The organism is Thiomicrospira sp. S5 (assembly GCF_003991075.1).
Lineage (GTDB): Bacteria > Pseudomonadota > Gammaproteobacteria > Thiomicrospirales > Thiomicrospiraceae > Hydrogenovibrio > Hydrogenovibrio thermophilus.
The window spans coordinates 2,162,485-2,188,028 of record NZ_CP014470.1 but is presented as its reverse complement, the minus strand read 5'-3'; the positions used below and the strand labels follow the sequence as shown (position 1 = coordinate 2,188,028).

Sequence of the window (25,544 nt, the reverse complement as noted above, 5' to 3'; positions counted from 1 at the left end):
ATTAATTACATTGATTTAAAGGATTAAGACCATGTTTGCAGACCGATTGACATCAGAACAGCGTCAAGCTGTGTTTGATTTGACCGTGTTGCTTGCTCATGCCGACCATGATGTGTCGGAAGAGGAGCAACAGTATTTGAAAAATTTCAGCGATGCTTTTGGTATCGAGTATGATCTGGATAAGTCGTTGTTGAATATTGATGATACGTTAACGGCATTCCATGATAAACAATCCAAAATCATCTTGCTGCAAGAGTTGGTGAAGCTGTCATATAAAGATGGTCACTTCGGTGAAGAAGAGCAGGAGAATGTGTTTATGATTGCGCAGAAAGTCGGTCTCAACGATCCTGAATTGATTATCCGAATCGAACGATGGGTTCGACAGGGCTTTGACTGGGTCTATGAAGGTGAGCAGATGCTGGAAGCTTGAATAGAGACAGAAGGTCTTTATGAATCATCTAAAACGCCCAGGCCTGGGCGTTTTTTATCTCCGGAAGAGTGTAAATAGAAGCCGCATAATGCGGCTTTTTTTGTGATGTCATCCCAGCTATGTTTTAGAGTATTGGTTGATGTCTAGCAACGAGTGTCTGCATTAATTTCAGATAATAAAAAACCCGCCGTAGCGGGTTTTTTATTAAAGCGGGTAAAAGCTTACTCGCGATAACCAGGTCCGTCGATTTCCAGGCCGTTTGACATATAAGCTTGGAAGAACTCTAGGTTACGGTAGGTTTCACCCTGTGCCTTGAATGGCTTAGCACGCATGTTTTTGTTACAACCACCGTAACGTCGGTGTAGCGTACCCAATTCTTGCCATTTCGCACGGAAAACCGGGAAGTGAGTCGTGTGACCCAACGCTGGCGAAAGGATGTTCGCACGCGCTTTACGACCGGCGTTATATACGTGACATTTTGCACAAGACAAGTTCAGCTGACCGCGTGGCTGGATGAAAAACTCTTGGCCGGCTTCAAAGGCTTTACGAGCGCCTTCAGAATCGATTTTAACATCGATTTTTTGACCACGAGCGTTGTAAGCGTAGTAAGCGGATAGTTTGGCGATATCGCCTTTTTTCCACTTGAAGGCTTTCAGGCCAGCGTCGGTACGACATTTGTTGATTTGTTGTTCCAATGTTTCAACTTGCTGTGTTTTTTCGTTGAAAAGTGGATACTTCACACGTACTTTAGATACGTCCGAACCGAAACACTTGTCGTAAACGGCTTTGTCTTTGTTGTAAAGCGCTTCACCCGCATCGACGGCGTCTAGATACGGAGGGAATTCTTCAACTGATTCCCATTGCGACATTTTGTCTTCAGAGTAATTATAGGCACCGAGTCTATAATTTTCGAATTCGATATTTGGATTCTTTGCTTTGAAATAGTCAACGAATTGTTTGTGACTTTGCTCAGGATCCACGTTACCTGCGACAGCTAGGTTAGCTGTTGCTGTTGCACCTAATGTTAAGGCGACTAGCAATGTTTTCTTCATCCCATTCCTCCGTCCGAGAACTCTTTATTTATAAAGTATTATTATATGTAATATGGTTTTAAACACCCCCTTTCTGAGAAAGAGGGTGTGGGACAATCAGTTGCTTATTTTAGCTTGATTGTTTCAGTACCTTTAGCGCCAGTGTTGTCAGTTAGGTTAAGGGTAACTTCGTCACCTTTGTTTGCTTTAACCATAACACCCATGTAAGGGTTAGCGGAAACCGCACCAGACCATTGAGATTCGATCGCTTTAGTTCCGTTTACCAAAACTTCAACGTTGTTGATGAACTCAGCTGGATATGGCTTGCCAGTTTTTTTGTTCATACGAGCACCGGATTCCATTTTGTGCTTGATTAGAGCTTTAACTTCAGCTACGCCACCTTTTGACTTTCCACGCATTCTGATTTTAATTGACATGTTATTTCCTTTAAATTTTGTTTGCAGTATTTAAAAAATTCTAAGTAACTTCGTTACTGTGTTGGATTAACCGCCACAACCACCGATTGTTACTTTAACTTCTTGTTCTGCTTTGTATAGTTTTCCGCCTGCTTTTACGATAGCGATAACGTTTTGAGTTTCACCCATTTTGATACGAGTGGAAACATAACCCATAGCAGGACCAGAGAAGCTGTATTCGCAAACCAAAGGCATAGGGTTTTTAGCGGCTAGGATTGAGATAGACTCAACGCCAGACATTTTAGTTGCGTCAACTTTGATTGGTGTAACCGCACCGTTTTCTGCGATCGCTGGCGCACCTAGATCGATGTCTCCAGATTTAGCTGCAGATGCACTTCCATATACTGCATTTAGAGCGTCATCAGTTGATTTTGCTTCGAAAGCTTTTTTATTCCATGCTGCCAAAACAGTTGAAGGTGTTAGAAGACCAGCGTTCACTGCAACAGCAGCTGCACCAGTTGCAAGGGTACCTTTAAGGAAAGATCTACGTTTCATAAGGTTTAAAACTCCCGGTTAAGGTTTAAAATAAAAATTATAGTGTGTACATGAAATCAACAATTTTTGCGATTTCATCGTCTGACAAGATTCCGTTTTGTCCGAACGGAGGCATCATGCTGTCTGGAATCTGAGTTTCAGGTTTACCCCAAATTTTATCGTATAGCTTTTGTTTATCAGGGTAGCGTAATTTCATAGCAATTAACGCTGGTCCGATATTACCCGGTAGATTCCCTCCTGGAACCATGTGGCAAGCTAAGCAGTTTCCTTTCGAGCGACTAAAAGCCAATTCTTTACCTGCTTCAACGTTGCTCGCACCTTTGTCGGCGGCTTGAGTCGCTAGAGGTGCAGAGACCATTGCTGTCGAGATAGTCAAAGCAGTTAACAATTGCTTCATTTTCGTTTTCAACATTCTTATCCTCCTAAAAAAAGCTCTCGCTTTTCTAATATATTCTTCCCTATTATGGGTAGTTATTTTTGAGCACTTACCGCTCTTAGAAGCATAGGTTACTCATATAAACGAGTTTCGCAAGTTTTTTGTGGTGTATCTTCTATAGTAATATTTAATACTGATTAAATTATTTTTTATGACACTTAAGAGGGCTGACGTTTTTTATCCATCGGTCCTAGTTCGGTTTCCAGGCGTTTGATCTTTTCTTTGAGTTTAACGTCCTTGGCGCTTAAGTATTGTTTGGCCTGTTTCAGCAAATAGATGGTTTTGGCCGTGTTTCCGATATTGTAGCTGGCAAGGGCGTCGTAATAGTAAGTGCGTCCGCGGTCTTGTTTTTCCGCATAGAGTTTGGCCAGTTCCGAATACAGCATGTATTGGTAATGGAAACTCGGTGTTTGCGTCTCCAGTAATTTGATGGCTTGTTCACGTTTCCCTAACGTCGAAAGGGCTTTGGCGTGCAGGTAAACGATGCTGAAGTCCGACGGGTAGATGGCTTCCAGGTAGTCGTAGTCTTTGAGTGCGGTGGCATCGTTTTGGGCGACCTTGACCTGAGCTTTCAATAAGCGGTAGAGACGTTCGTGTGGGTGTGACTCTATGGCTGAATCCAAGCATGGCCGGTCAAATGACACGGTTTGGTTTTGATAAGCATAAAGCGCTTTGAGGTTTTTCAAATAGCAGGCCTGGTCGTTTGTTAGGTTTTTGATTTGAAAGTCATCCAGTGTCGTGCGCGTGGTGAAGTTCAGGCGTAATTGAATCAGCGCCAGGGTTGCGTTTTCTTCTTTTCGGCTGGCGTCGTTGAATTGTCTGGCGCGATCGTCGGCCTTGGCTAAACGGTTGGCGGTGACTGGGTGGGTGGAAAGGATCTCGGGCATCGAACCCTCATAAATCTGGGCTTCTTTGGACAGGCGAGCGAAGAAGTCGCCCATGGCATAGGGGTTGTAACCCGCTTCGTTGAGGTATTCGATGCCGAAGTAGTCCGCTTCGTTTTCGTGGATGCGGGAGTTCTTGAGTTGTTGTTGGATGCTTAGCCCCATGCCGCCCATATAGGTGGCGATGCCGGCACTGGGATCTTGGGTTCCGATCAGAATCGCGGCAATCAAGGAGGCGATGCTGGTCATGTTGATTTCGCTTTGGTACTCATAGGTGCGTGACAGATGGCGCTGGGTGACGTGGGCGACCTCGTGGGCGATGACCGAGGCCAATTCGTCTTCCGAGCGCGCACTGGCAATCAAGCCGGTATGAATGCCGATGATGCCGTTAGGCCCGGCGAAGGCGTTGATTTCCGGGTTGTCGATGACGAAAAAGTTGAAATAGCGGCTTTTACCGGTTTGGCTGGTGATTTTTTCACCGATACGGCGGATATAACTCAACGTTTCCGGGTCGTAGTCCAAGTCGTAGTAGGTGTGCAGTGCGGTCGAAAAGGCTTGGCCGAGTTGGGTTTCGGTTTGCGCATCGTAGTCTTTAAGGTCAGGGGCGCCGAGGTCGGGCAGGTTATTGGAAGCCCAACTGGTGGAAACGGCGAACAGTAGCAGGAATGCGGCCCTAAAAAGCTTGGTCATAATTGACTTGAATATATTGTTATTACGTCATGCTATTGTAAGATAAGTCCATTAGGATTGCATTGTAAGGAGTATGAATGAATTCTGAACCCGATGTACTGGATGTTTCCGGATTACCCTGTCCGATGCCGTTGGTGAAGCTGAAGAAATATTTGTCGCAAAATCCGAATTCGGAACGCGTGACCTTGATTGCGACCGATAAAGGCGCCTTGAAGGATATTCCGGCCTTTTGTCAAGTATATGGCTTGCCTTGTGAACTTGTTTCCTCGGAGGAAAAAATTACCTTTTTAATTGGATTGAAAAACTAATTCCCACTTTCATTTTAGGTATTGCGTATTTTCGATTAGAATGTCATAGAGAGATTTGAAAAATAAAAGAGTTGAAGAGTTCATATGGCCTATAAGAAATTGACCAAAGCTGTCATTCCCGTTGCCGGTCTCGGCACCCGTTTCCTTCCTGCTACCAAAGCCATTCCTAAAGAGATGTTGACGGTTGTCGACAAACCCCTGATTCAATACATTGTGCACGAAGCGGCCGAAGCCGGTATCACCGATATCATTCTGGTGACCCATTCCAGTAAAGGCGCCATCGAAAACCATTTCGATAAACATTACGAATTGGAAAACGAGTTGGAAGTGCGCGGCAAGGAGGACCGAATGATTCCTCTCAAGGAAATTACCCCAAAAGGCGTGCGCATTGTCAGTGTGCGCCAGCCGGAAGCCTTGGGGCTGGGACATGCGATTTTATGCGCTTCGCCGATCATAGCCGATAACGAGCCGTTTGCAGTGTTGTTGCCGGATGTATTGATGTATCACCCGAAAAAAGGTTGTTTGGCCCAGATGGCTGAGCAGTATCGAAAAATGCATACCAGTGTTGTGGCCCTGGAAGCGGTACCCGACGACCAAGTGGAGAAGTACGGTATCGCTGCGGTGAAGGGGCCGGATTTACGCATCGTGGAATTGGTCGAGAAGCCGAAGCCGGCTGAGGCGCCGTCGAATTTGTCCGTCGTGGGGCGTTATATTTTCACGCCGAGAGTGATGGAAATCCTGAAAACGACCAAGCCTGGCGCCGGTGGTGAAATCCAGTTGACGGATGCCATGGACGAATTGTTGGGTGAAGAGGTGATGTTCGGATTCGAATTCAAAAACGGTAAGACGTATGACTGCGGCGATAAGCTCGGTTATTTGCAGGCTAACGTCGAATATGCCTTGAGAGATAAAAAACTGGGCGGTGATTTCAAAAAATACCTGAAAACACTCGAATTGAAATAAGACCCAGCCACAAAGGTGGTGGATGAAGGAAAACAACAATAAAGCATTGAGAGGATTGGATGGGCGTTGAAACATCAGCAGCATGGCAAGCATTGCAGTTGCATTGTGATTCCGGTATGGGCGCGATGCACTTGTCCAGTTTGTTTTGCGAAGCAAACCGGGTAGACCGCTTTTCGTTGGAGCTCGACGAGCTTTACATCGATTTTTCCAAGAACCGTATCACTGAAGAGACTTTGAGTCTTTTGCAAGCGCTGGCCGAACAGCAAGGCCTTAAACACGAAATTGAGCGTCTGTTGGTCGGTGAAGAAGTCAATGATACCGAGGAACGCCCCGCGCTTCATTCAGCCCTTCGTGCCCAAGGTCAGGATGTTTCCGGTGTGGCGGAACAGGTGCAGGGTGACGTGGAAGCCGTTTTGCAGAAAATGACGCAAATGGTCGACAAGATCCGTGCCGGACATTGGCGAGGCTATAGTGGCAAGCCGATTACGGATGTCGTGAATATTGGTGTGGGGGGGTCCGACCTGGGACCGCTGATGATTACCCACAGTTTGCAAACGGTGCACTCGCCGGTCAATTTGCATTTCATTTCGTCGATTGACGGAACGCAAACCTCTAATTTATTGCGCGGTTTGAACCAGGAAACCACCTTGTTCATTCTGGCATCCAAGTCGTTTACCACAATCGATACCCTGTCGAATGCCGAAACCGCTAAAGATTGGTTGCGTGAATGCATCAAAAGCGACGATGTCATCCACGCTCAACACTTTATCGGGGTGTCGACCAAACCGGACAAAATGACGGAGTGGGGCATTCCCCCGGAAAACCAATTGCTGTTTTGGGATTGGGTCGGCGGACGTTATTCGCTTTGGTCCGCCATCGGCTTCCCGATTGCGTTGAAAATCGGCATGCCCGGCTTCCGTGAACTGTTACAAGGCGCGCACTTGATGGATCAGCATTTTGCAACGGCACCTTTATCGGAAAATATTCCGGTCGTTTTGGGCCTGATTGATATTTGGAACATCAATTTCCTAAATATTCATGATAAAGCGATTCTGCCGTATGACGCGCGCCTGAAATATTTGCCCTCTTATCTGGAACAGCTGGTGATGGAAAGTAACGGTAAGTCGGTCGCGAAAAGCGGTGACAGTGTCGCTTATAAAACCTGTCCTGTTTTGTGGGGTGAGGTAGGACCGAACGCACAGCACGCTTTCTATCAGTTACTGCATCAGGGAACACAAGCCGTGATGTGCGATTTTATCGCGCCGGTGGAACGGGATGATTTTGACGCCACGTCACATGCCGAGAAGGATGAAAGCTTACGCCATCAGCATGAGTTGGCCTTAGCCAACTGTTTCGCTCAATCTCGGGTATTGATGCTGGGGGATGGTGCGATTCCGGATAATTTAAAATCCAGTTTCGATTCACCGTTCAAACACTATCCTGGCAACCAACCCTCGAACACCATTTTAATGAAAACCATTTCTGCGAAAACTTTGGGGATGCTGGTGGCGATGTATGAACATAAAACCTATGTCGAAGGCGTGATTTGGGAGATTAATTCGTTTGACCAGTGGGGGGTTGAACTCGGAAAACTGATTGCCAAGGAAACCTACAGTGCGATTAAAGAAAAAACATTGGCCGAGCGTTTTGACAGCTCGACGAAAGCGTTAATTGATAGGGTGGCAAAATGAGAGTAACCGTTTTTGGATGTGAGTTGAGCGGTTTGGTAACCGCAGGGTCCTTGGCGCATACCGGTAATGAAGTGCTGGCGTTGCCAATCGGAAACTTGAAGGTCGAGGATTTACGGCAGGGCATTTTGCCGCGTGATGAACCTGGGTTGGATCAACTGATTTTAAGTCAGTTAAAAGAAGGGCGTTTGGCGTTTTCCGATGATTGGAAAGCGGGCATCGAACACGGTGAAGTGTATATGCTGAGCATGCCGTCCTGGCGTGCCGATCGTGCTGAGTTGGTGATTGATGAAATCGGCAAGCAGGCGCAAGGCGATGTATTGGTGGTCAATCAAAGTACCTTTCCAATCGGCACTGCCGATCGCTTTGAAGCCTCGATTAAGTTGGCGTTTGCCCAGCGCGGTCTGGTGGCGAAAGTGTCCGTGGTGTCAATGCCGGAATTCATCAGTGAAGGCTCGGCCATCAATGATTTTTCCAAGCCGTCGCGAGTCATTCTGGGGAGTCAGGATGAGGATGCGATTGCGATTATGCGGGATTTGATGCGCCCGTTCAATCATGTGACCGATCAGGTCAAGGTGATGTCGACGCGTGCTGCCGAATACACCAAATACGCCGTCAATGCTCTGTTGGCCACGCGGATCAGTTTGGTGAACGAGCTGGCCAATAATGCCGAACACTTCAATATCGATATGGAAGAGGTGCGTCAAGGTTTAGGGTCCGATTCCCGCATCGGGTTCAGTTATCTGTTTCCGGGGTGCGGTTTCGGCGGGCCGAATTTTGCGGCCGACGTGCAAGCCCTGGTGGGTACTTTGCAATCGAAAGGCTATGATGCGGACTTGTTGAAAGCGGTGCTGCAAAACAATGAAGTCCAGAAAGAGGTTTTGTTCCGCAAAGCCTGGCGTTATTTCAAAAACGATTTGCGCGGTTTGAAAATCGGTATCTGGGGCTTGTCTTTTAAGCCGAATACCGCGACGGTCGATAATGCACCCAGCGTGAAAACCATCGAAGCTTTGGTGGCTCAAGGGGCTGAAGTGGTGGCGTATGACCCGAAAGCCAATCCGTCGTTCAAGGCCTATTGGGGAGAGCGCAACAGTGTCACACTGGTTGAGGATATGTACGAAGCTTTGGAGCAAGTGGATGCCTTGATGATCCTGACCGAGTGGCGACGCTTCTGGAGTCCGGATTACCAGAGAATGTTCGATTTGATGAAACGACCGGTGATTTTTGATGGCCGGAATATTTACGAGCATGATGTGATGGTACAGCATGGGTTCCGGCACTTCGGTGTCGGCCGTGGTGAGGTCATTTAGTGACACGGCCTAAAAAAGCCCCGAAAGGGGCTTTTCTGTTTTTGAAAAGCGTTTAACGGTTGTTTGGCCGAGGGATTGTTTATAAAATAAATCTTTCCTTCCAAATTAATGAATAGGATTTTATGAAACCTTTTGAAAAAGGCATTTATTTATTGCCGAATTTGATGACGACCCTGGCGCTGTTCGCGGGATTCTATGCAGTGATTGCCGGGATGAACGGTCAGTTCGAACTCGGTGCCATCGCGATTTTCGTCGCCATGATTTTTGACGGCTTGGATGGGCGTGTGGCGCGCATGACCAACTCTTGCAGTGCTTTCGGTGCCGAATATGACAGTTTGGCCGATATGGTGTCATTCGGTTTGGCCCCGGCGTTATTGGTCTATCAATGGGCGTTGCAGGATTTCGGTAAGCTGGGCTGGCTGATTGCCTTCATCTTTACCGTGGGAGCCGCATTGCGTCTGGCTCGTTTCAATACCCAAGTGGGGATTGCCGATAAACGTTATTTCCAAGGCTTGCCGAGCCCGGCCGCTGCGGCGTTGCTGGCCGGTTTTGTTTGGATGATTGAAACCAATCATATTGAGACCGGGTTGGAGTCCTTGGCGGTGTTGCTGTTGACATTGGTGGCCGGGTTGATGATGGTCAGTAATATCCGTTTCAGTTCCTTTAAAGAACTGAACCTGAAAGACAAGGTACCGTTTGTGACCTTGCTGGTGGTGGTGCTGGTGTTTGTGGTAATCACCTTGAAGCCCGCCATGATTCTGTTCATTCTGTTTTTCGGTTACACCTTATCCGGCCCGGTTATGACGTTGAAGCAATTACAGCAAAAACGGGCCTTGCGTCGCCAAGCCAAGTCGCAGGCGAAACCGGAAAAATCACCTGCGACCGAGCCGCAGAATGAACCCCCTACCGAAGAAACTTCAAAAGAGTAATCCATTGATGAAAGAAGAATTGGTCATTTTTGATACCACGCTACGCGACGGGGAGCAAAGCCCGGGCGCGTCCATGACGAAAGAGGAAAAGATTCGTATTGCCAAGCAATTGGAAAAATTGCGGGTGAATGTAATTGAAGCCGGTTTTCCGGCCGCCAGTGTGGGCGATTTCGAATCGGTTAAAGCCGTGGCAACGGCGGTGAAGGATTCGACGGTCTGTGGTCTGGCGCGAGCGGTTGAAAACGACATAGTGCGTGCCGGGGAAGCGATTCAACCGGCCAACTCCGGGCGTATCCACACTTTTATCGCGACCTCGCCGATTCACATGGAAAAGAAATTGAAGATGGCGCCGGATGAGGTGGTTGAACGTGCCGTCTGGGCGGTAAAGCGAGCACGGGATTTTACCGATAACGTCGAGTTTTCGCCGGAAGACGCCGGGCGTTCCGACATCGATTTTTTGTGTCGTGTTATTGAAGCGGTAATCAATGCCGGGGCGACGACCATTAATATTCCGGATACGGTCGGTTATAACATTCCCGAGCAGTTCGGTGACCTGTTCCATCAATTGCTGACGCGCATTCCGAATGCCGACAAAGCGATTTTCTCGGCACATTGTCATAACGATTTGGGCTTGGCCGTGGCGAATTCCTTGGCGGCGGTGAAAGCCGGCGCCCGTCAGGTGGAGTGTACCATCAACGGTTTGGGTGAGCGTGCCGGGAACACCGCTTTGGAAGAGGTGGTGATGGCCGTACGAACTCGTCAAGATATGTTTGCCGTGGATACCCGTATCGAGACCACTGAGATTTTGGCGGCGTCACGTTTGGTAGCGGGTATTACCGGCTTTGCCGTGCAGCCGAATAAGGCGATTGTCGGCGCCAATGCTTTTTCGCATGAATCCGGCATTCATCAGGATGGCGTGCTCAAACACCGTGAAACCTATGAAATCATGCGGGCCGAAGACGTGGGCTGGACCACCAATAAGATGGTGCTGGGCAAGCATTCCGGCCGCAGCGCTTTCCGCTCGCGTTTGCAGGAATTGGGTATCGAATTCGAAACTGAACAGGAGCTGAACGAAGCCTTTATCAGTTTCAAAGACCTGGCGGATCGCAAGCACGAAATCTACGATGAAGACTTGCAAGCGCTGGTGACCGACAACAATACCCGTCGGGTGGAAAACGAAGTTTTCCGACTGGTGGCCTTGAAAGTGGGCACTCAAACCGGCGATTCGCCGACGGCGGAAGTGACGTTGTGGATTGACGGTGAGGAAAAAACCGCCTTTTCCGAAGGCGGCGGGGTGGTGGATGCCACCTTTAAAGCCATCGAAAAATTGGTGAATTCTGGTGCCAGTCTGGAGTTGTATTCGGTCAGCAATGTCACTAACGGTACCGACTCGCTGGGCGAAACCACGGTGCGTATGGAAAAGGCCGGTCGCATTGTCAACGGCCAGGGGGCGGATACCGACATCGTGACGGCTTCGGCCAAAGCGTACATCAATGCGCTGAATAAATTGCAGGATGCTGCCAGTAAAGCCCATCCTCAAGCGGACGTGTAGTTTCCAGAGGGGCGGATGTGCAAGCGGATTTTTTAAATACTCTAGGACTCACCACTTGGCAAGCCAGGCCTGGGTATTTTGCCAAGTCGGTTACGCGAACGGAGTCGGCGGCGAATTCCATTGTTACGGAAGCGGAAGCTATGACCGCGGCCCCAAGCACCGAGCCGGAAGTGAATTCAGCGGTATCGGAAGCCGAGATGGCATCCGCCCCTGTTGAAACACCAGCGCCGAAAGCGGCGTTTGTTTTGGTGGGGGCCGGTTTGGATGATATTTGGCAAAATGAATCTGCTGTGCAATGGGCCTTGATGTTGAATATCTTGAAAGCCTTTGGGTTATCTGAAGAGCAATTACGTTTTTTCGATACCGCGCATGCCGTGACGGATGAAGCGGTGTTTGCCTCCATTGAAGAGGTCATTGACCTGGGGGTGGAAACGGTGTTTGCATTTGAAGAAAGCTCGCCGTTGATTGAGCAACTTGAAGAAGGGTTGCAAGTGGTGTTTTTGCCATCGTTGGATGAAATGATGCAACGTGGCCAAGCCAAGCGCGAAACCTTTGAAATCCTGTCTCATGTAATATCTGCCTGACGGAACGTCCCGTGTCTTCTCGTTACAGTTATTTTCGCCCGATGGACGAATCCGATTTGGATTGGGTGATGTCGGTTGAGACGGCCGCCTACGACTTTCCCTGGTCTCGTCAAGGGTTTGAAAAAGCCTTGGATGACGGCCTTAGTTATGTGTTCTGTGATGCGACACGGCAATCATTGGGTTATGCCTGTTTCTTATCGGTTTTGGACGAAGCGCACTTATTGAACCTGTGTATTGCCCCGGGCCATCATCGTCAAGGGGTCGCGTCGGAGGGACTGAAGGCGTTGATCGACCATTTTGCTTCTGCAGCGTTTGAGGTGATGTTGTTGGAAGTTAGGGAGTCCAACCCGGCGGTGTGGTTGTATAAAAAGCTGGGGTTTGTCGAAGACGGTGTGCGTCCGAATTATTATCCAGTGAAAAGCCTGGAAAATGGGGAGAGGGCCGCCGAACGGGAAGACGCGATTTTAATGTCGTGTCGTTTGAATTGATTCCGGACTGATTTTAGATGGATAAAAACGGCCAGGCCTGGCCGTTTTTGGGTTTGGCGGTGTTTTAAACCGATTAGTTTCGGAATTCTTCCGGAATGGTTTTGCCGATGATTTTCGCCATTTCTTTCAGCATTTTGCCGTTGGCAGCAATCAGGTTGCCCGATTCCAGGTATTTGTCGCCGCCTTTGAAATCACTGACCATGCCGCCCGCTTCGGTCACAATCAAGGCACCGGCGGCAATGTCCCAAGGTTTTAAACGCATTTCCCAATAACCGTCCACGCGTCCGCAAGCGACGTATGCCAAGTCCAGCGCCGCGGACCCCGCACGTCGGATGCCGGCGGTTGTCAGCATGAATTGCTTCAAGCTTTCCAGGTAGGCATCAACGTATTCAAAGTCGTAATATGGGATGCCGGTCGCCATCAGGGCGTTTTGCAGGGTTTTCTGTTCACTGACGCGGATGCGGTAGTTGTTGAGGCGGGCACCGGCACCACGACTGGCGGAGAAGAGTTCGTCACGCAATGGGTCGTAAACCACACCGTGCATCAGGCGGCCTTTTTCGGTCACTGCGATGGACACCGCGAATTGCGGAAACTGGTGTAAAAAGTTGGTGGTGCCGTCCAGCGGGTCGATGATCCATTCAAAATCCGAATCGGTTTGGTGGTGTCCGCTTTCTTCGGCTTTGATGCTGTGATCCGGGTGGTATTTTCGAATGGTGTCGATGATGATGCGTTCGGCATGTTTATCGACTTCGCTGACATAGTCGTTGCGCCCTTTTTCTTCAATATCGAGCCGATCAATGTGCTCCAGCTGGTTGGCGATGAATTCACCGGCTTCTTTCGCCGCAATGGTGGCAATATTTAAAATAGGATGCATAAGTTCAGTTCCAGTTGTTAGAATAATCGGTTATTCGAATATAGGCGCATTATAGCGGAAAAAGCATGGTAGAAGATTACAGAACGCACCCGAATTTGGCAAAGATTAAAATTGTTCTGGTGGAGACGTCACACCCGGGCAATATCGGGGCGGTTGCGCGTGCCATGAAGAATATGGGGTTGAGCCAATTGGTGCTGGTGAACCCTAAGGAATTCCCGAGTCAAGTAGCGTCGGTACGGGCGTCTGGCGCCGCCGATGTGTTGAATGACGCGCAAGTGGTGGCGAACTTGGATGACGCCATTGCGGATTGTCAGGTGGTGGTCGGTGCCAGTGCGCGGATGCGCAAAGTATCTTGGCCGCAACTGGACGTACGTCAGACGGCACAATTGGCGATGGAAACGGTTTCGGCGGATGCGCAAGCGCAGGTGGCGATTCTGTTCGGCCGCGAAGATTCGGGCTTGAGCAATGCGGAGATGGATAAGTGCCATTATTTGGCACACATTCCAACCAATCCGACGTACAGCTCGCTGAATATCGCGGCGGCGGTGCAGGTGTTCGTTTATGAGTTTCTGATGGCGACCGATATCAAGAGCGTGCATCAGGCCGAAGGATATCGGCACCAGTTGGCGAGTGCCGAACAGTTGGAAGGATTTTACGATCATCTGTATCAGGCGTTGCAGGACATCGCGTTTTTGGACCCGTCCAAAAATGCTCGCTTTATGCGTCGTATGCGTCGATTGTTCAATCGCAGTCAATTGGATGTCAAGGAAATCGATATTTTACGAGGCATCTTGACCGCGGCGCAGCGCCAGTCGAATCAATTAAAAACCCTGACTCAGGATCGGGATTAAAATACCGTTCATTAGTTTTACGTTTTTTGACGCTTACCCATTTAAGGAAACGGCATGTTTAAACGAATCAGAGACGACATTCAATCCGTATTTGACCGAGATCCGGCGGCACGGAACAGCTTTGAAGTCCTAACCACCTACCCGGGGCTGCATGCGGTTCTGTGGTATCGACTATCGCATTGGTTGTGGGGCTTGGGCTTGAAGTGGCTGGCGCGTTTCATCTCCGGTTTGGCGCGTTGGTTTACCGGCATTGAAATCCATCCGGCGGCGAAAATCGGCAACCGTTTCTTTATCGATCACGGCATGGGAGTGGTCATCGGGGAAACCGCTGAAATCGGGGATGACTGTACTTTGTATCATGGTGTGACCCTGGGGGGCACCAGCTGGAATGAAGGCAAGCGTCATCCAACGTTGGGGAATCGTGTGGTGGTCGGTGCCGGTGCGAAAGTGCTGGGGCCAATCGAAATTGGCGACGATGCCCGTATCGGTTCCAATGCCGTGGTGATTAAATCCGTGCCGAATAATCGGACAGTGGTCGGGATTCCCGGGCGTGTGGTGGAGACCAATCTGAGCGCGAAGGAAAAACGCCGCCAGAAAATGGCGCAGAAAATCGGGTTCGATGCTTATGGTGTGGGTCAGGACGTCGAAGATCCGGTGGAGAAGGCCATTTACAGTTTGCTGGATCATGTGCAAAGTCAGGACGAGCAACTGGAGCGCTTGAACGAACAGGTTCAAAAATTGGGTGGGGCGGACACGCATGTGGATTTGCCGAGTCTGGATGATGCGGTATTGGAACCGGATGATCCGGAGCAGCGAGCGCATGTAAAACCGCATGAAGCGGGCGAAGCACCCAAGTAGAACCTTGAATAAATGCTTGAAATTGGACTAATTCTTGAGTTGTTCGCTAGGTTATTGTAAAATGTTACAATTGATTAACAATTGATTAACAATTGAGTGGCGGTTTCATTCGCATTTGAGCGAAGAAAGGTTGGCCACCAAGCATTTGCAGAAGGGTTGACAGTTATGAAACTCACGTCAAAAGGACGATATGCAGTAACCGCCATGCTGGATATCGCCTTGAATCAGTCCAAAGGTCCAATTACTTTGGCGATGATTTCCGAGCGACAGGATATTTCGCTTTCCTATTTGGAGCAAATTTTCGCCAAACTGAAAAAAGCGGACTTGGTTTTGAGTGCCAGAGGGCCGGGCGGCGGTTACCGCTTGAGTCGTGATGCGGGTGAAATCACCGTCAGTCAGGTGATTTCCGCTGTGAATGAGGATTTGGAACCGAGACGCTGCCGTGGGCAATCGAATTGTCAGAACGGCATGCAATGCTTGTCGCACGAGCTTTGGGCGGATTTAAGTGATATGATTCAAGGTTTCCTCAGTGGCGTGACGTTGCAGCAAATTATCGACGGGCGTTCCGTCGCGAAAGAAGTGCAATTAGCGTAAGCGGAAATGGAGTAATTATGGCAGTGACATTGACAGAAGCGGCTGCACAACGCGTTAAAACCATGTTGGATAAACGCGGGCACGGCATTGGCTTGAAGGTTTCGACCAAAGTCAGCGGGTGCACCGGGTTTGCTTATGTGGTGGATTATGCGGACGAAATTACCGAAGGCGACAATGTTTATGAAAGCTTTGGGGTTCAAGTTGTGGTGCCGAAAAAAAGTTTGGAACAAATTGACGGAATGGAGTTGGATTACGTCAAGGAAAGTCTCCTGAACGAAGGGTTTGAATTTAATAACCCGAACGTGAAAGATTCTTGCGGTTGCGGAGAATCGTTCAGCGTTTAAATAACGTCTTTCGACAACATCAGAAAAGGCCTCGGAATCCCGGGGCTTTTTTTTTCGATAAAGGGCTTTTTCGCTGATTTTAAAAACCTTTTTTCTGCAATGTTTTTATGAGATTGTTAAAATAAGCTAATTCTAAAATATTGGGTAGTGAGTGACATGCTGGAAAGGACGTTTTCGATTATTAAACCGGATGCGGTGAAGCGTAATTTGATTGGTGAAATTTTAAGTCGTTTGGAACAAAATGGCTTGAAAGTGGTGGCGTCGAAAATGGTATTCCTGACACGCGGAGAAGCGGAAGGGTTTTACGCCGAGCATGAAGGCAAGCCTTTCTACGAAACGCTGGTCAACAATATGACCGCCGGGCCGATTATTGTGCAAGTACTGGAAGGCGAAGACGCCATCGCGAAAAATCGCCAGGTGATGGGGACGACGGATCCGGAGAAAGCGGACGCCGGCACCATCCGTAAAGATTTTGCCGTGTCGATGCAGCAAAACTCGGTACACGGTTCCGATTCGCCGGAAAGTGCGGCGCGTGAAATCAGTTACTTCTTCAGCGAAATTGAAATTTTTTCAGGCAATTGATAGGCCGATTATGACTCAAACGGATTTGCAAGCAACGGAACAGGTCGATCATAAAACCGACTTGCTGGGCATGGATATGGCAGGCCTGGCGGAATTCTTCACTCAGATTGGGGAGAAGCCGTTTCGTGCTGCGCAGGTGATGAAATGGATTCATCAGTTCGGTGTCAGTGATTTCGATGAGATGACCAACCTCAGCAAAGCCTTGCGCGAAAAACTGAAACAAAAAGCCGTGATCCGTACCCCGAAAATCGTTTCCGAGCAACGCTCGGAGGACGGCACAATCAAGTGGTTGCTTGAAGTGGACAACCACAACAGTGTGGAAACTGTATTCATCCCGGAAAAAACACGCGGTACCTTGTGTATTTCATCTCAGGTCGGCTGTGCGTTGGAATGCAGCTTTTGTTCCACCGGTCAGCAAGGGTTTAACCGTAACTTGGAAAACTGGGAAATCATCGCGCAAATGTGGGTCGCCAACAAGGCACTGGGCTGCAAGCCGAAAGAAGAACGCGTCATTTCCAATGTGGTGTTTATGGGGATGGGGGAGCCGTTATTAAATGTAACGCACACTTTCCCCGCGGCGCGCATTCTGATGGACGACAATGCCTATGGCTTGTCGAAGCGCCGCGTGACCATCAGTACGGCCGGAGTGGTGCCGGCCATCGATAAAATTAAATCCTCCGTTGACGTCAGCTTGGCCATTTCATTGCACGCCCCGAACAATGCGTTGCGGGACGAGTTGGTGCCGATTAACCAAAAGTATCCGTTGGAAGTGTTGATGCCGGCCTTGCACCGCTTCGTGGAAGGCGGTCACAGTAAAAAGCACGTGACGGTTGAGTATGTCATGTTGGATCAGGTGAATGATCGTCTGGAACATGCTCGTCAGTTGATTGAATTGTTGGGCGATTTGCCGTGTAAAGTGAACCTGATTCCGTTCAACCCTTTTCCGAATGCACCTTACAAGCGCTCGTCCAACAACGCGGTGCACCGCTTTCAGGATGCGTTAATGAAAGCCGGCGTCAATTGCACGGTGCGGCGGACGCGTGGTGATGACATCGACGCGGCCTGCGGCCAATTGGCCGGTAAGGTGAAAGACCGCACCAAACGTACTTTGCAAACCGTTAACTTGGATAGATTACATGGCTAGCCCGGAAATGGAAGAAGAAAAGGTAGCACACGACGGATTGTTGTCCCGCGAGCTTGGGCAAAAGCTGCTGGCGGCGCGTGAACAAAAAGCCTTGTCGGTCGGTGATGTGGCCGAACAATTGAAAATCGCCAAACAGCATATCGAACACTTCGAAAGCGACGGGTTCGATTTGCAGACGTTGGATCCGTTTCAACGCGGTTATATTCGTAATTACGCCGAATTGATGAACGTGGATTTGGTGGAGTATGAACATCTGTTTCCGGAAGCCATTCAAATCGGTTCCAGCCTGCAATCGGTCGATTTGGAAGAGCAAACGGCCAAGCCATTGCTGTCCATCGCCGCCATGCGCATCATTACCGTGCTGTTGATCATTGCAATTGTTGCGCTGCTCATCACCCTCAATGTTTAACGTTTCGATTACCCACTAAATTAAGAGAAAGAATTCAGCTATGTCAAAACAAATTACGGCTATTCGCGGCATGAACGACTTGTACGGCGAACAGGCGGAAGCGTTTGATTACCTGGTCAATACAGCGCAATCGGTTTTGAATCAATACGGTTTTGCTTCCATTCGACTGCCGTTGGTGGAAAAGACCGAATTATTCGCGCGCTCCATCGGGGAAGTGACCGATATTGTCGAAAAAGAAATGTATACTTTCGACGACCGCAATGGCGATAGCCTGACCTTGCGTCCGGAAGGCACAGCCGGTTGTGTCCGCGCCGTGATTCAAAACGGCTTGGCGCACAACCAAATTCAAAAACTGTATTACACGGGGCCGATGTTCCGTTACGAGCGCCCGCAGAAAGGCCGTTATCGTCAGTTTCACCAGTTTGGAGTGGAAGTTTTCGGGCTGGATTCGGTCGATATCGATGCCGAATTGATCGTGTTATCGGCTCGTCTTTGGGAACGTTTGGGGTTGGAAAATCTGGAGCTGCAAATCAACTCCTTGGGAAGTCAGGAAGCACGTCAGGCCTACCGCGATTTACTGGTCGAGTATTTGGAAGCGCATAAATCGGAACTGGATGAAGACAGTCTGCGTCGTTTGGAAAGCAATCCGTTGCGGATTCTGGATACCAAAAACCCGGATATGAAAGCCGTGGTTGACGGTGCGCCGAAATTAATCGATCACTTGGATGCCGAATCGAAACAGCATTACGATGATCTGAAAGTTTATCTGGATGATGTGGGCATTCCGTATACGGAAAACCCGAATCTGGTGCGCGGCTTGGATTACTACAACCGAACCGTATTCGAATGGGTCACGACGGAACTGGGTGCTCAAGGCACCGTGTGTGCCGGTGGGCGCTATGACGGTTTGGTCGAGCAGATTGGCGGTAAGCCGACACCGGCGGTCGGTTTTGCCATGGGCATCGAACGTCTGATGGCGTTGCTGATCGATAAAGATTTGGTCGAACACAATGCGGCACCGGATGTCTATCTGGTGCTGGCCGGTGAAGCGGCAAAACGCCCAGGCCTGGTGATTTCCGAACAAATCCGTGATTATCTGCCTGAATTGACGGTGCAGATGAACTGCGGGGGCGGCAGCTTCAAGAGTCAGTTCAAGAAAGCCGATAAATCCGGCGCACGCGTGGCGCTGGTGTTGGGCGAAGACGAAGTGCAACAGCAGAAAATCGCCGTGAAATATTTGCGAGAAGATCGCGAGCAAGCGTTGATGGATTGGTCAGGCTTATTGACCCATTTGTCCGATGTCTTTCAATAAATCGAATTGAAATATTGATTACAATTAACACCGTTTAGCCTCAATTAGGATGAAATTATGAGTCGTTACGAAACAGATGAAGAACAAGTCGCTGCACTGAAAAGCTGGTGGAAACAGAATGGTACCCAGTTGTTGTCCGGTATTTTGGTCATCGTACTGGCCTGGACCGGCTGGACTTATTGGAGCAATGCCAAATTAGCGGAATCCATGAACGCATCGGCCGTTTTTGAGGTGATGCAATCCAAGCAGCAGCAAGGCGCTTTGGGGGATGTGTTACGTGATGGTTTGAAACTGATGGAAGAACAGCCGGGCAGTCCTTACTCCTCGGGTGTGGCCTTAATGATTGCCAAACACTATTTCGAAGAAGGCAATATGGACAAGGCGGTTGAAAACTATAACTGGGTGGTTGAAAACGCCCCGGGGCAAGCGATTCAATTCATTGCCCAATTGCGTTTGGTGGAATTGTTCATTCAGAAAAAAGAATTTGCTGCGGCGCAAACCACCTTGAGCACGGTTGCGACGGATTCTTTGAGCCCGGCTGAGAAAGGAAACTACGATTTCCAAGCGGCTGAATTGGCGTTAGCGGAAGGCGAGATTGAGCAGGCCAAAACCGCGTTGCAGAAAGTATTGGACAACAATGACGCGCCACAGGGGCTGCATAATCTGGCCAGACTGAAACTGGATGATTTGGCCGGTTAACGAGAGGTTAGAGAAGTTACGTGAGAATGGATTGGTTAAAGCTGGGGGTGGCCGCTGTGCTGGCGACCCAATTGGTGGCATGCTCCTCACCGAAGGTGGTCCGGGTTCCGGCCCCTTTGATTGAAATGTCTTCGCCTTATCAAGCGCATAAGGATTGGCAGCTTCAGGTGGACGGATTCAAATATTCCGACAGTGAAGGTCTGTATTTCGCCAAGGGGGAAGACACGATTTATTTCGGTGTGCCGTCCGGAAACATCACCAAGGCTTTAACTCAACCGCAAGGGCGGTGGACCGATCAGGTCGTTTGGCAGAAGAAACTGAACGAACCGGTGGTGTCGGGGCCGACGCTTTATGACGATTTATTGATTATCGGCACTTCCAAGGCGCATGTGATGGCGTTGTCGCAGAAAGACGGACACATCGTTTGGCAAACGCCGGTTTCGAGCGAAGTTTTGAGCCGTGCCATCGTTGTGGAGGGGCAAGCCTATGTCCGCACGGTGGACGGGAAATTGTATTCCGTCAATGCCACGTCCGGCAAAATTAACTGGGTGGTCGAACACCAATTACCGAACTTGTCACTGCGCGGCATCGCGCCCGTTACCTACGACGAGGGCACTTTGTACGTCGGATGGGAAAGCGGCAAAGTCGAGGCTTTGGATGCGGCGACCGGCGAGCGGCGCTGGCAGGTGCAGGTGATCATTCCGAAAGGCCGGACCGACTTGGAGCGTATGGTCGACATTCAAGCGGCTTTGATTATGAAAGGCGGTCGCCTGTTCGTTTTGGGCTATCAAGGCAAGTTGGTGGCGTTGAATCCGGAAAACGGCAATTTGTATTGGGCCAAAGACATTTCCGGTTTCCGTGATTTTTTGATTGACCAACAGGCGCTTTACATTGTGGATGAGGACGACATCGTCTATGCGATTGACTATGTGAACGGCACGCAGTTGTGGAAGCAGGATCGTTTTAAATATCGTCAGTTGGCCGACCCGGTTTTCTATGGCACCAACCAGATTTTATTGGCCGACGACCTCGGTTACATTCATTGGATTGACAAAATCGATGGCACGGCAGTCGCGCGTGTCGAAGTGGGCAGCGAATACGGCACCAGTGATCGTATTGTCCGAGTGAACGTGGCTGGAAAGCGGATTTACGTTCAGGATAACGACGGCTTCAATACCGCCTACACCATTCAACCTTCCGACTGGTATGAGTTCAATCATCCGGAAGACCCACTGGGCATCATCGAACAAAAGGATACACCGTGAGTAAAACGGTCATTGCGCTGGTTGGGCGCCCGAATGTCGGAAAATCGACCCTATTCAACCGTTTGACGCGATCGCGTGATGCCATTGTGGCCGATTATCCGGGCTTGACTCGAGATCGTCAATACGGCACAGGTCGAGTGGGCGGCAAGCCCTATATTGTCGTGGACACCGGTGGTCTGAGCGGCGAGCAAGAAGGCGTCGATCCGTTGATGGCCGGTCAGGTTCAGACGGCGATTTCCGAGGCGGATGCGGTTCTGTTTCTGGTGGACGGTCGTTCGGGACTTATTCCCGCCGACGAAACCATTGCCGGATACATCCGCCATTTCGATAAGCCGGTTTATCTGCTGGTGAACAAAGCCGAAGGCCACGATAAAACCATGATGGCCAGCGACTTTTATCAGATGGGCTTGGGCGACCCTTTTGTGATTTCGTCCGCGCATGGCGATAACGTGAATGAAGTGATGGAAGCCGTTTTGGCCGAAGTCGGTCGTGATGAAGAAGACGAAGACGAGCTGGATTTGGACAAACATCCCGGCATTCGTGTCGCGGTGATCGGACGCCCGAATGTGGGCAAGTCCACGCTCATCAATCGCATGATCGGCGAAGAGCGTGTAGTGGCGTTCGATATGCCGGGCACCACGCGTGACAGCATTTATGTTCCCTTTGAACGGGCCGGACAGCTCTATACCTTAATCGACACCGCCGGGGTGCGTCGCCGTAAGAACATCAAAGAAAAAATCGAAAAGTTCAGTATCGTCAAAGCCATTGAAGCCATGGAGTCTTCCAATGTGGTGGTGTTGGTCATTGACGGTTCCGAAGGTATTACCGACCAGGACTTGACGCTATTGGGGCTGGCTCTGGAGTCGGGGCGCGGTTTGATTCTCGCCATCAATAAATGGGATAACCTGTCGCAAGAACAGCGCGATAAGATTAAGCATGAATTGGAATACAAACTGCATTTCGTCGACTATGCCAAAAAGCATTTGATTTCCGCGTTACATGGCACGGGTGTCGGCGACCTGTTCAAAACCATTGGCGCCGTTTATCGAGCCGCCATGAAGCAGGTCTCCACTTCGGACTTGAACCGCGTGTTGACGCAAGCGGTGTTAGACCATCAGCCGCCATTGATTGGTGGGCGTCGCGTGAAGTTGCGTTATGCGCATTTGGGCGGGCTGAATCCGCCTCGTGTCATTATCCACGGTACGCAGGTGGATAAGCTGCCTCAGGCCTACACCAAGTATTTGATGAACGTGTTCCGTAAAGCGTTTAAATGGGTGGGCACACCGGTTATGATTGAATACAAAGTGACGGCGAATCCTTATGAAAATCGTAAATCCAATTTCACGCATCGTCGCGGCAAGTCGGAATCTCAGGCGGAGAATGCTTACCTGAAACGTAAAAAGAAGAAAAAGCCACAGCAGAAACGCCGGACCCATTAGCTGGGGATGGAACGTCAAACCGGCTCAGTTGTTCGCTGAGATGGTCGAATAAAAAACCCGCCTTTGCGGGTTTTTGCGTTTAGGGTCGGTTGCACACCGCTTGATGGAAGATTTCCGCCGGGTGCAACGCGTGTTTGTCGGCGAAGTCTTCCAACTGGTGGCGGCAGCTGGTACCGGTGGCAATTACCAGATCGTCGTCTTTCGATTTTTCCAAGGTCGGCAATAGCGTTTGATTGGCGATTTTCAACGAGACGTCGTAATTCTTATAACCGAATTCCCCAGACATGCCGCAGCAACCGGAGTTGATGTATTGAATCTGTAGCTCCGGAATCAGATTCAAGGCTTTCACGGCTTCCTGAGCTTGTGCCAGGGATTTTTGATGGCAATGCACGTGTAGCCAGGCGGTGCGGGGGACCGGTCCGAGGTTCAAGTCCATTTGCGCGTGGAGTTTCAGCATCAATTCCTCAAACAATAACACCGACGAAAACGCCCAGGCCTGGTCGTTTGGGGCAATCAAGTCTTTGGCTTCGTCGCGCCAGACCAGGGTGTCCGACGGTTCGATGCCGACAATGTAATCGGATTCGGCCACGTCCTTTAATTGTTGCTGGATGCCGGTCAATGCCTGTTTGGCTTCCTTGAGCAGGCCTTGGCTCAGCAACGCACGCGGCGATGATTTTAAAAACACCGGTTTGACATCAAAGCCCAGCTTTTGAAGCGTTTGGATGGCGGACTGGCCGATTTTGGGTTCCTGGTACTGGATGTATAGGTCCGCCAATACCCAAATGGTATGATGGGTGTTTTGCGGCGCTTCAGGGGCCATTTTCGAGTGTTGTTTCCACCAAGCGGACAATGACTGTTTTTCCAGCTTCGGCAGGGTGCGGCGTACATCAACACCCATGACTTTTTTCACCAGGGACAAGTTTTGCGTCCAATTGTAGATGGCTGGGAAAATCGCGCCCAGACGCATGAGTTCACCGTAGAATTTAATCGACAGTTTGCTCAAGGAAAAGCGATTGATTTGATACAGCACTTCCGATTTCAAACGCGCCATGTCGACACTCGCCGGGCATTCGGTTTTACAGGCTTTACAGCCCAGGCACAAGGATAGGGCGTCTTGTAACTCGTCCTGGTTCAAGGCTTTGACCGGGTTTGGCTCGGTCAGGGCGTGGCGCAATAAGTTGCTGCGACCGCGAGTTGAATAATTTTCTTCACGAGTCGCCTGGTAAGACGGACACATGGTGCCGCTGCCAGCGGATTTACGGCAAGCGCCGGCTCCGTTACATTTTTCCACGGCATCCATCAATGACAGGTCTTTCGACCAATCGTAACCCGGGTTGAGCAATTGTTTGGGTTGGCGGTCGGCGCGCAAGTTGGCGGTAATCGGCGCATCGCCAATAATCACGCCCGGATTGAACAGGTTTTCCGGATCAAATGCACGCTTGAGTTGCACCAGATAGCTGTAGACCGCTTCGCCGACCTGTTCTTTGATGAAGGGCGCGCGAATACGACCGTCGCCGTGTTCGCCGGAAATCGCACCGCGGTATTTTTTAACCAGTTGTGAACTGCGTTCCGCAACCGTCTGGAAGGTACGTCGACCTTCTTCGGTGGCCAGGTCCATCTCCGGGCGGACGTGAATCAAGCCGACCGAGGCGTGACCGTAGTAGACGCAGCCGATGCCCAGTTCGCTCATCAACTGTTGGGTATCTTGATAAAAATCCGGTAAGGCTTTGACGGGGATGGCGGCATCTTCAATCACCGCGACGGCTTTCTGTCGCGTCGGTTTTCCCATCAAAAGGCCTAGGCCGGCTTTGCGCAGGTTCCAGACTTTGCCGCTGTCTTGCGGTTCGATAATCGGGCAGGCATAGGCGCCTTGCGCCAGCATCCAGGCCTGGCCACTTTTTAGGCGTTCTTGTAAACGGTCGGCGTCTTCATCAAATAATTCCACCACCAGAACCGCTTCGGGGTCTTCTTTGACCCAGAAGCGGTTGTGGGTTTGTTCGACATTGTTTTTGGTGCCGTCCAGGGTGGCTTTGTCGATGATTTCAATTGCGGCCGGGTCGTATTGCAGGTATTCCGGTACGGCTTTCATGGCGGTGGACACCGAATCGAAATGGGCGCAAAACAGTTGGCGGTGCGTCGGCAAAACCACCAGGTTCAAGGTGGCCTGAGTGATCACGCCTAAGGTGCCTTCACTGCCGCAAATCAACGGTGTTAGGTTGAACGGTTTGCCGTCCGGATTGAAGGGCTGATAATCGGTGTAAAGCACGTCCAAGGCATAGCCAGTGGTGCGGCGCACAATCGATGGGTCGGGGAAGTGTTCAACGATTTCCGGACCATGTTTTTCCAGCAGGTCGATGACCGTGCGGTAAATTTCGCCTTCCAGCGATTGCAGGTTCAGTTTGTCGTACAGTTGTTCGGCACTTAGATCGTCGAAACGTACCTGTGATCCGTCGGCGAGAATCATTTCCACCGCTTTGACGTGATCGCGGGTGGTGCCGTAATACACCGAATAGGAACCGCAAGAGTTGTTGCCGATCATGCCGCCGATCATGGCGCGATTTGAGGTGGAGGTGTCCGGTGCAAAACGCAGGTTATCCTGCTTGACGAAGGCGTTCAGGTCATCCTGAATGACGCCGGGTTCGACGTCGACTTCTTTCAGCTCCGGGCGGTAATCCAAAATGCGGGTCAGGTGTTTGGAAATATCCACCAATAAACCGGAACCGATGGCTTGGCCGCCCAAGGACGTTCCGCCGGCACGCATGGTGATGGACTGCTTTTTTTGCAAGGCGGTTTGGATGCGTTGACGAAGGGCATCGGTATCCGTTGGATAGATGAACTCTTCGGGAAAAATTTCAAAAACGGAAGCATCAGTCGAAATCATGAAATAACCTTGCAAAAAACGGGAAAAG

General features: G+C 50.0%; 27 protein-coding genes. 20 read left to right on the top strand and 7 right to left on the bottom strand.

The features are described from left to right. Positions 1-31: 31 nt before the first annotated feature. Positions 32-430 (top strand): TerB family tellurite resistance protein, encoded by a 399-nt coding sequence (locus tag AYJ59_RS10170; protein ID WP_127120025.1) that lies wholly within the window; start codon positions 32-34, stop codon positions 428-430. A gap of 221 nt (positions 431-651) precedes the next feature. Here the strand turns inward: AYJ59_RS10170 and soxA are convergent, their stop codons facing one another. The 5 genes from soxA to AYJ59_RS10145 form a co-directional block, all read right to left on the bottom strand. Then, positions 652-1,482, bottom strand: coding sequence for a sulfur oxidation c-type cytochrome SoxA (gene soxA / locus AYJ59_RS10165; RefSeq protein ID WP_127120024.1), 831 nt, complete (start codon positions 1,480-1,482; stop codon positions 652-654). A 104-nt stretch (positions 1,483-1,586) separates the two neighbouring features. Then, a complete protein-coding gene (soxZ, locus tag AYJ59_RS10160; RefSeq protein ID WP_029939890.1) occupies positions 1,587-1,898 on the bottom strand; it encodes a thiosulfate oxidation carrier complex protein SoxZ in 312 nt (103 codons plus the stop codon). A gap of 66 nt (positions 1,899-1,964) precedes the next feature. Next, positions 1,965-2,432, bottom strand: a complete 468-nt coding sequence (gene soxY / locus AYJ59_RS10155; protein WP_029939891.1) for a thiosulfate oxidation carrier protein SoxY — start codon at positions 2,430-2,432, stop codon at positions 1,965-1,967. 37 nt (positions 2,433-2,469) lie between these two features. Beyond that, positions 2,470-2,844, bottom strand: a complete 375-nt coding sequence (gene soxX / locus AYJ59_RS10150) for a sulfur oxidation c-type cytochrome SoxX (protein ID WP_029939892.1) — start codon at positions 2,842-2,844, stop codon at positions 2,470-2,472. A gap of 182 nt (positions 2,845-3,026) precedes the next feature. After that, positions 3,027-4,442, bottom strand: a complete 1,416-nt coding sequence (locus tag AYJ59_RS10145) for a M48 family metalloprotease (RefSeq protein WP_029939893.1) — start codon at positions 4,440-4,442, stop codon at positions 3,027-3,029. A 77-nt stretch (positions 4,443-4,519) separates the two neighbouring features. On the opposite strand from AYJ59_RS10145, the gene AYJ59_RS10140 reads away from it, so the two are divergent. From AYJ59_RS10140 to rimI, 8 genes are all read left to right on the top strand, one after another. Next, positions 4,520-4,750 carry a sulfurtransferase TusA family protein gene (locus AYJ59_RS10140; protein ID WP_029939894.1) on the top strand — a complete coding sequence of 77 codons (231 nt, stop codon included), beginning with the start codon at positions 4,520-4,522 and terminating at the stop codon, positions 4,748-4,750. An 84-nt stretch (positions 4,751-4,834) separates the two neighbouring features. Beyond that, a complete protein-coding gene (galU, locus tag AYJ59_RS10135) occupies positions 4,835-5,713 on the top strand; it encodes a UTP--glucose-1-phosphate uridylyltransferase GalU (RefSeq protein WP_029939895.1) in 879 nt (292 codons plus the stop codon). A gap of 59 nt (positions 5,714-5,772) precedes the next feature. Further along, positions 5,773-7,404 carry a glucose-6-phosphate isomerase gene (gene pgi, locus AYJ59_RS10130; protein ID WP_029939896.1) on the top strand — a complete coding sequence of 544 codons (1,632 nt, stop codon included), beginning with the start codon at positions 5,773-5,775 and terminating at the stop codon, positions 7,402-7,404. After that, complete coding sequence (locus AYJ59_RS10125) at positions 7,401-8,711, top strand: UDP-glucose dehydrogenase family protein (protein ID WP_127120023.1); 1,311 nt, start codon at positions 7,401-7,403, stop codon at positions 8,709-8,711. Before pgi ends, AYJ59_RS10125 begins: the two co-directional genes overlap by 4 nt. A 122-nt stretch (positions 8,712-8,833) precedes the next feature. Next, a complete protein-coding gene (gene pssA / locus AYJ59_RS10120; RefSeq protein WP_127120022.1) occupies positions 8,834-9,640 on the top strand; it encodes a CDP-diacylglycerol--serine O-phosphatidyltransferase in 807 nt (268 codons plus the stop codon). A 7-nt stretch (positions 9,641-9,647) separates the two neighbouring features. Then, on the top strand, positions 9,648-11,192 hold the full coding sequence (locus AYJ59_RS10115) for a 2-isopropylmalate synthase (protein ID WP_127120021.1): 1,545 nt from the start codon (positions 9,648-9,650) through the stop codon (positions 11,190-11,192). Positions 11,193-11,209: 17 nt separating this feature from the next. After that, the gene (locus AYJ59_RS10110; protein WP_127120020.1) at positions 11,210-11,776 is read left to right on the top strand and encodes a hypothetical protein; all 567 of its coding nucleotides are present in this window, start codon (positions 11,210-11,212) and stop codon (positions 11,774-11,776) included. 11 nt (positions 11,777-11,787) lie between these two features. Continuing rightward, positions 11,788-12,264 carry a ribosomal protein S18-alanine N-acetyltransferase gene (gene rimI / locus AYJ59_RS10105; protein ID WP_127120019.1) on the top strand — a complete coding sequence of 159 codons (477 nt, stop codon included), beginning with the start codon at positions 11,788-11,790 and terminating at the stop codon, positions 12,262-12,264. 73 nt (positions 12,265-12,337) lie between these two features. Here rimI and AYJ59_RS10100 read toward each other — a convergent pair whose 3' ends face one another. Then, positions 12,338-13,138 (bottom strand): inositol monophosphatase family protein, encoded by an 801-nt coding sequence (locus AYJ59_RS10100; RefSeq protein WP_127120018.1) that lies wholly within the window; start codon positions 13,136-13,138, stop codon positions 12,338-12,340. A 65-nt stretch (positions 13,139-13,203) separates the two neighbouring features. On the opposite strand from AYJ59_RS10100, the gene AYJ59_RS10095 reads away from it, so the two are divergent. The 11 genes from AYJ59_RS10095 (at position 13,204) to der (ending at position 22,635) form a co-directional block, all read left to right on the top strand. Further along, positions 13,204-13,989: an RNA methyltransferase gene (locus AYJ59_RS10095; RefSeq protein ID WP_127120017.1), complete on the top strand. Its 786-nt coding sequence runs from the start codon at positions 13,204-13,206 to the stop codon at positions 13,987-13,989. 54 nt (positions 13,990-14,043) lie between these two features. Next, complete coding sequence (gene cysE, locus AYJ59_RS10090; protein ID WP_127120016.1) at positions 14,044-14,847, top strand: serine O-acetyltransferase; 804 nt, start codon at positions 14,044-14,046, stop codon at positions 14,845-14,847. A 165-nt stretch (positions 14,848-15,012) separates the two neighbouring features. Further along, the gene (locus AYJ59_RS10085; RefSeq protein ID WP_127120015.1) at positions 15,013-15,441 is read left to right on the top strand and encodes an Rrf2 family transcriptional regulator; all 429 of its coding nucleotides are present in this window, start codon (positions 15,013-15,015) and stop codon (positions 15,439-15,441) included. A gap of 17 nt (positions 15,442-15,458) precedes the next feature. Further along, positions 15,459-15,785 (top strand): HesB/IscA family protein, encoded by a 327-nt coding sequence (locus AYJ59_RS10080; protein WP_127120014.1) that lies wholly within the window; start codon positions 15,459-15,461, stop codon positions 15,783-15,785. A 156-nt stretch (positions 15,786-15,941) separates the two neighbouring features. Next, entirely contained in the window at positions 15,942-16,367 is a 426-nt protein-coding gene (ndk, locus tag AYJ59_RS10075) for a nucleoside-diphosphate kinase (protein ID WP_127120013.1), read from the top strand. Between the two features lie 10 nt (positions 16,368-16,377). Continuing rightward, positions 16,378-17,511 (top strand): 23S rRNA (adenine(2503)-C(2))-methyltransferase RlmN, encoded by a 1,134-nt coding sequence (gene rlmN, locus AYJ59_RS10070; RefSeq protein WP_127120012.1) that lies wholly within the window; start codon positions 16,378-16,380, stop codon positions 17,509-17,511. Next, positions 17,504-17,920, top strand: coding sequence for a helix-turn-helix domain-containing protein (locus AYJ59_RS10065; RefSeq protein WP_127120011.1), 417 nt, complete (start codon positions 17,504-17,506; stop codon positions 17,918-17,920). The genes rlmN and AYJ59_RS10065 overlap by 8 nt, the downstream gene beginning before the upstream one ends. 40 nt (positions 17,921-17,960) lie before the next feature. Beyond that, complete coding sequence (gene hisS, locus AYJ59_RS10060; protein WP_127120010.1) at positions 17,961-19,232, top strand: histidine--tRNA ligase; 1,272 nt, start codon at positions 17,961-17,963, stop codon at positions 19,230-19,232. Positions 19,233-19,289: 57 nt separating this feature from the next. Continuing rightward, positions 19,290-19,931 carry a YfgM family protein gene (locus tag AYJ59_RS10055; protein WP_127120009.1) on the top strand — a complete coding sequence of 214 codons (642 nt, stop codon included), beginning with the start codon at positions 19,290-19,292 and terminating at the stop codon, positions 19,929-19,931. 26 nt (positions 19,932-19,957) lie between these two features. Continuing rightward, positions 19,958-21,196 (top strand): outer membrane protein assembly factor BamB, encoded by a 1,239-nt coding sequence (gene bamB, locus AYJ59_RS10050; protein WP_029939912.1) that lies wholly within the window; start codon positions 19,958-19,960, stop codon positions 21,194-21,196. After that, complete coding sequence (gene der / locus AYJ59_RS10045; protein WP_029939913.1) at positions 21,193-22,635, top strand: ribosome biogenesis GTPase Der; 1,443 nt, start codon at positions 21,193-21,195, stop codon at positions 22,633-22,635. Before bamB ends, der begins: the two co-directional genes overlap by 4 nt. A 79-nt stretch (positions 22,636-22,714) precedes the next feature. Here the strand turns inward: der and AYJ59_RS10040 are convergent, their stop codons facing one another. Further along, positions 22,715-25,516: an FAD-binding and (Fe-S)-binding domain-containing protein gene (locus tag AYJ59_RS10040; RefSeq protein WP_127120008.1), complete on the bottom strand. Its 2,802-nt coding sequence runs from the start codon at positions 25,514-25,516 to the stop codon at positions 22,715-22,717. Positions 25,517-25,544 lie beyond the last annotated feature (28 nt).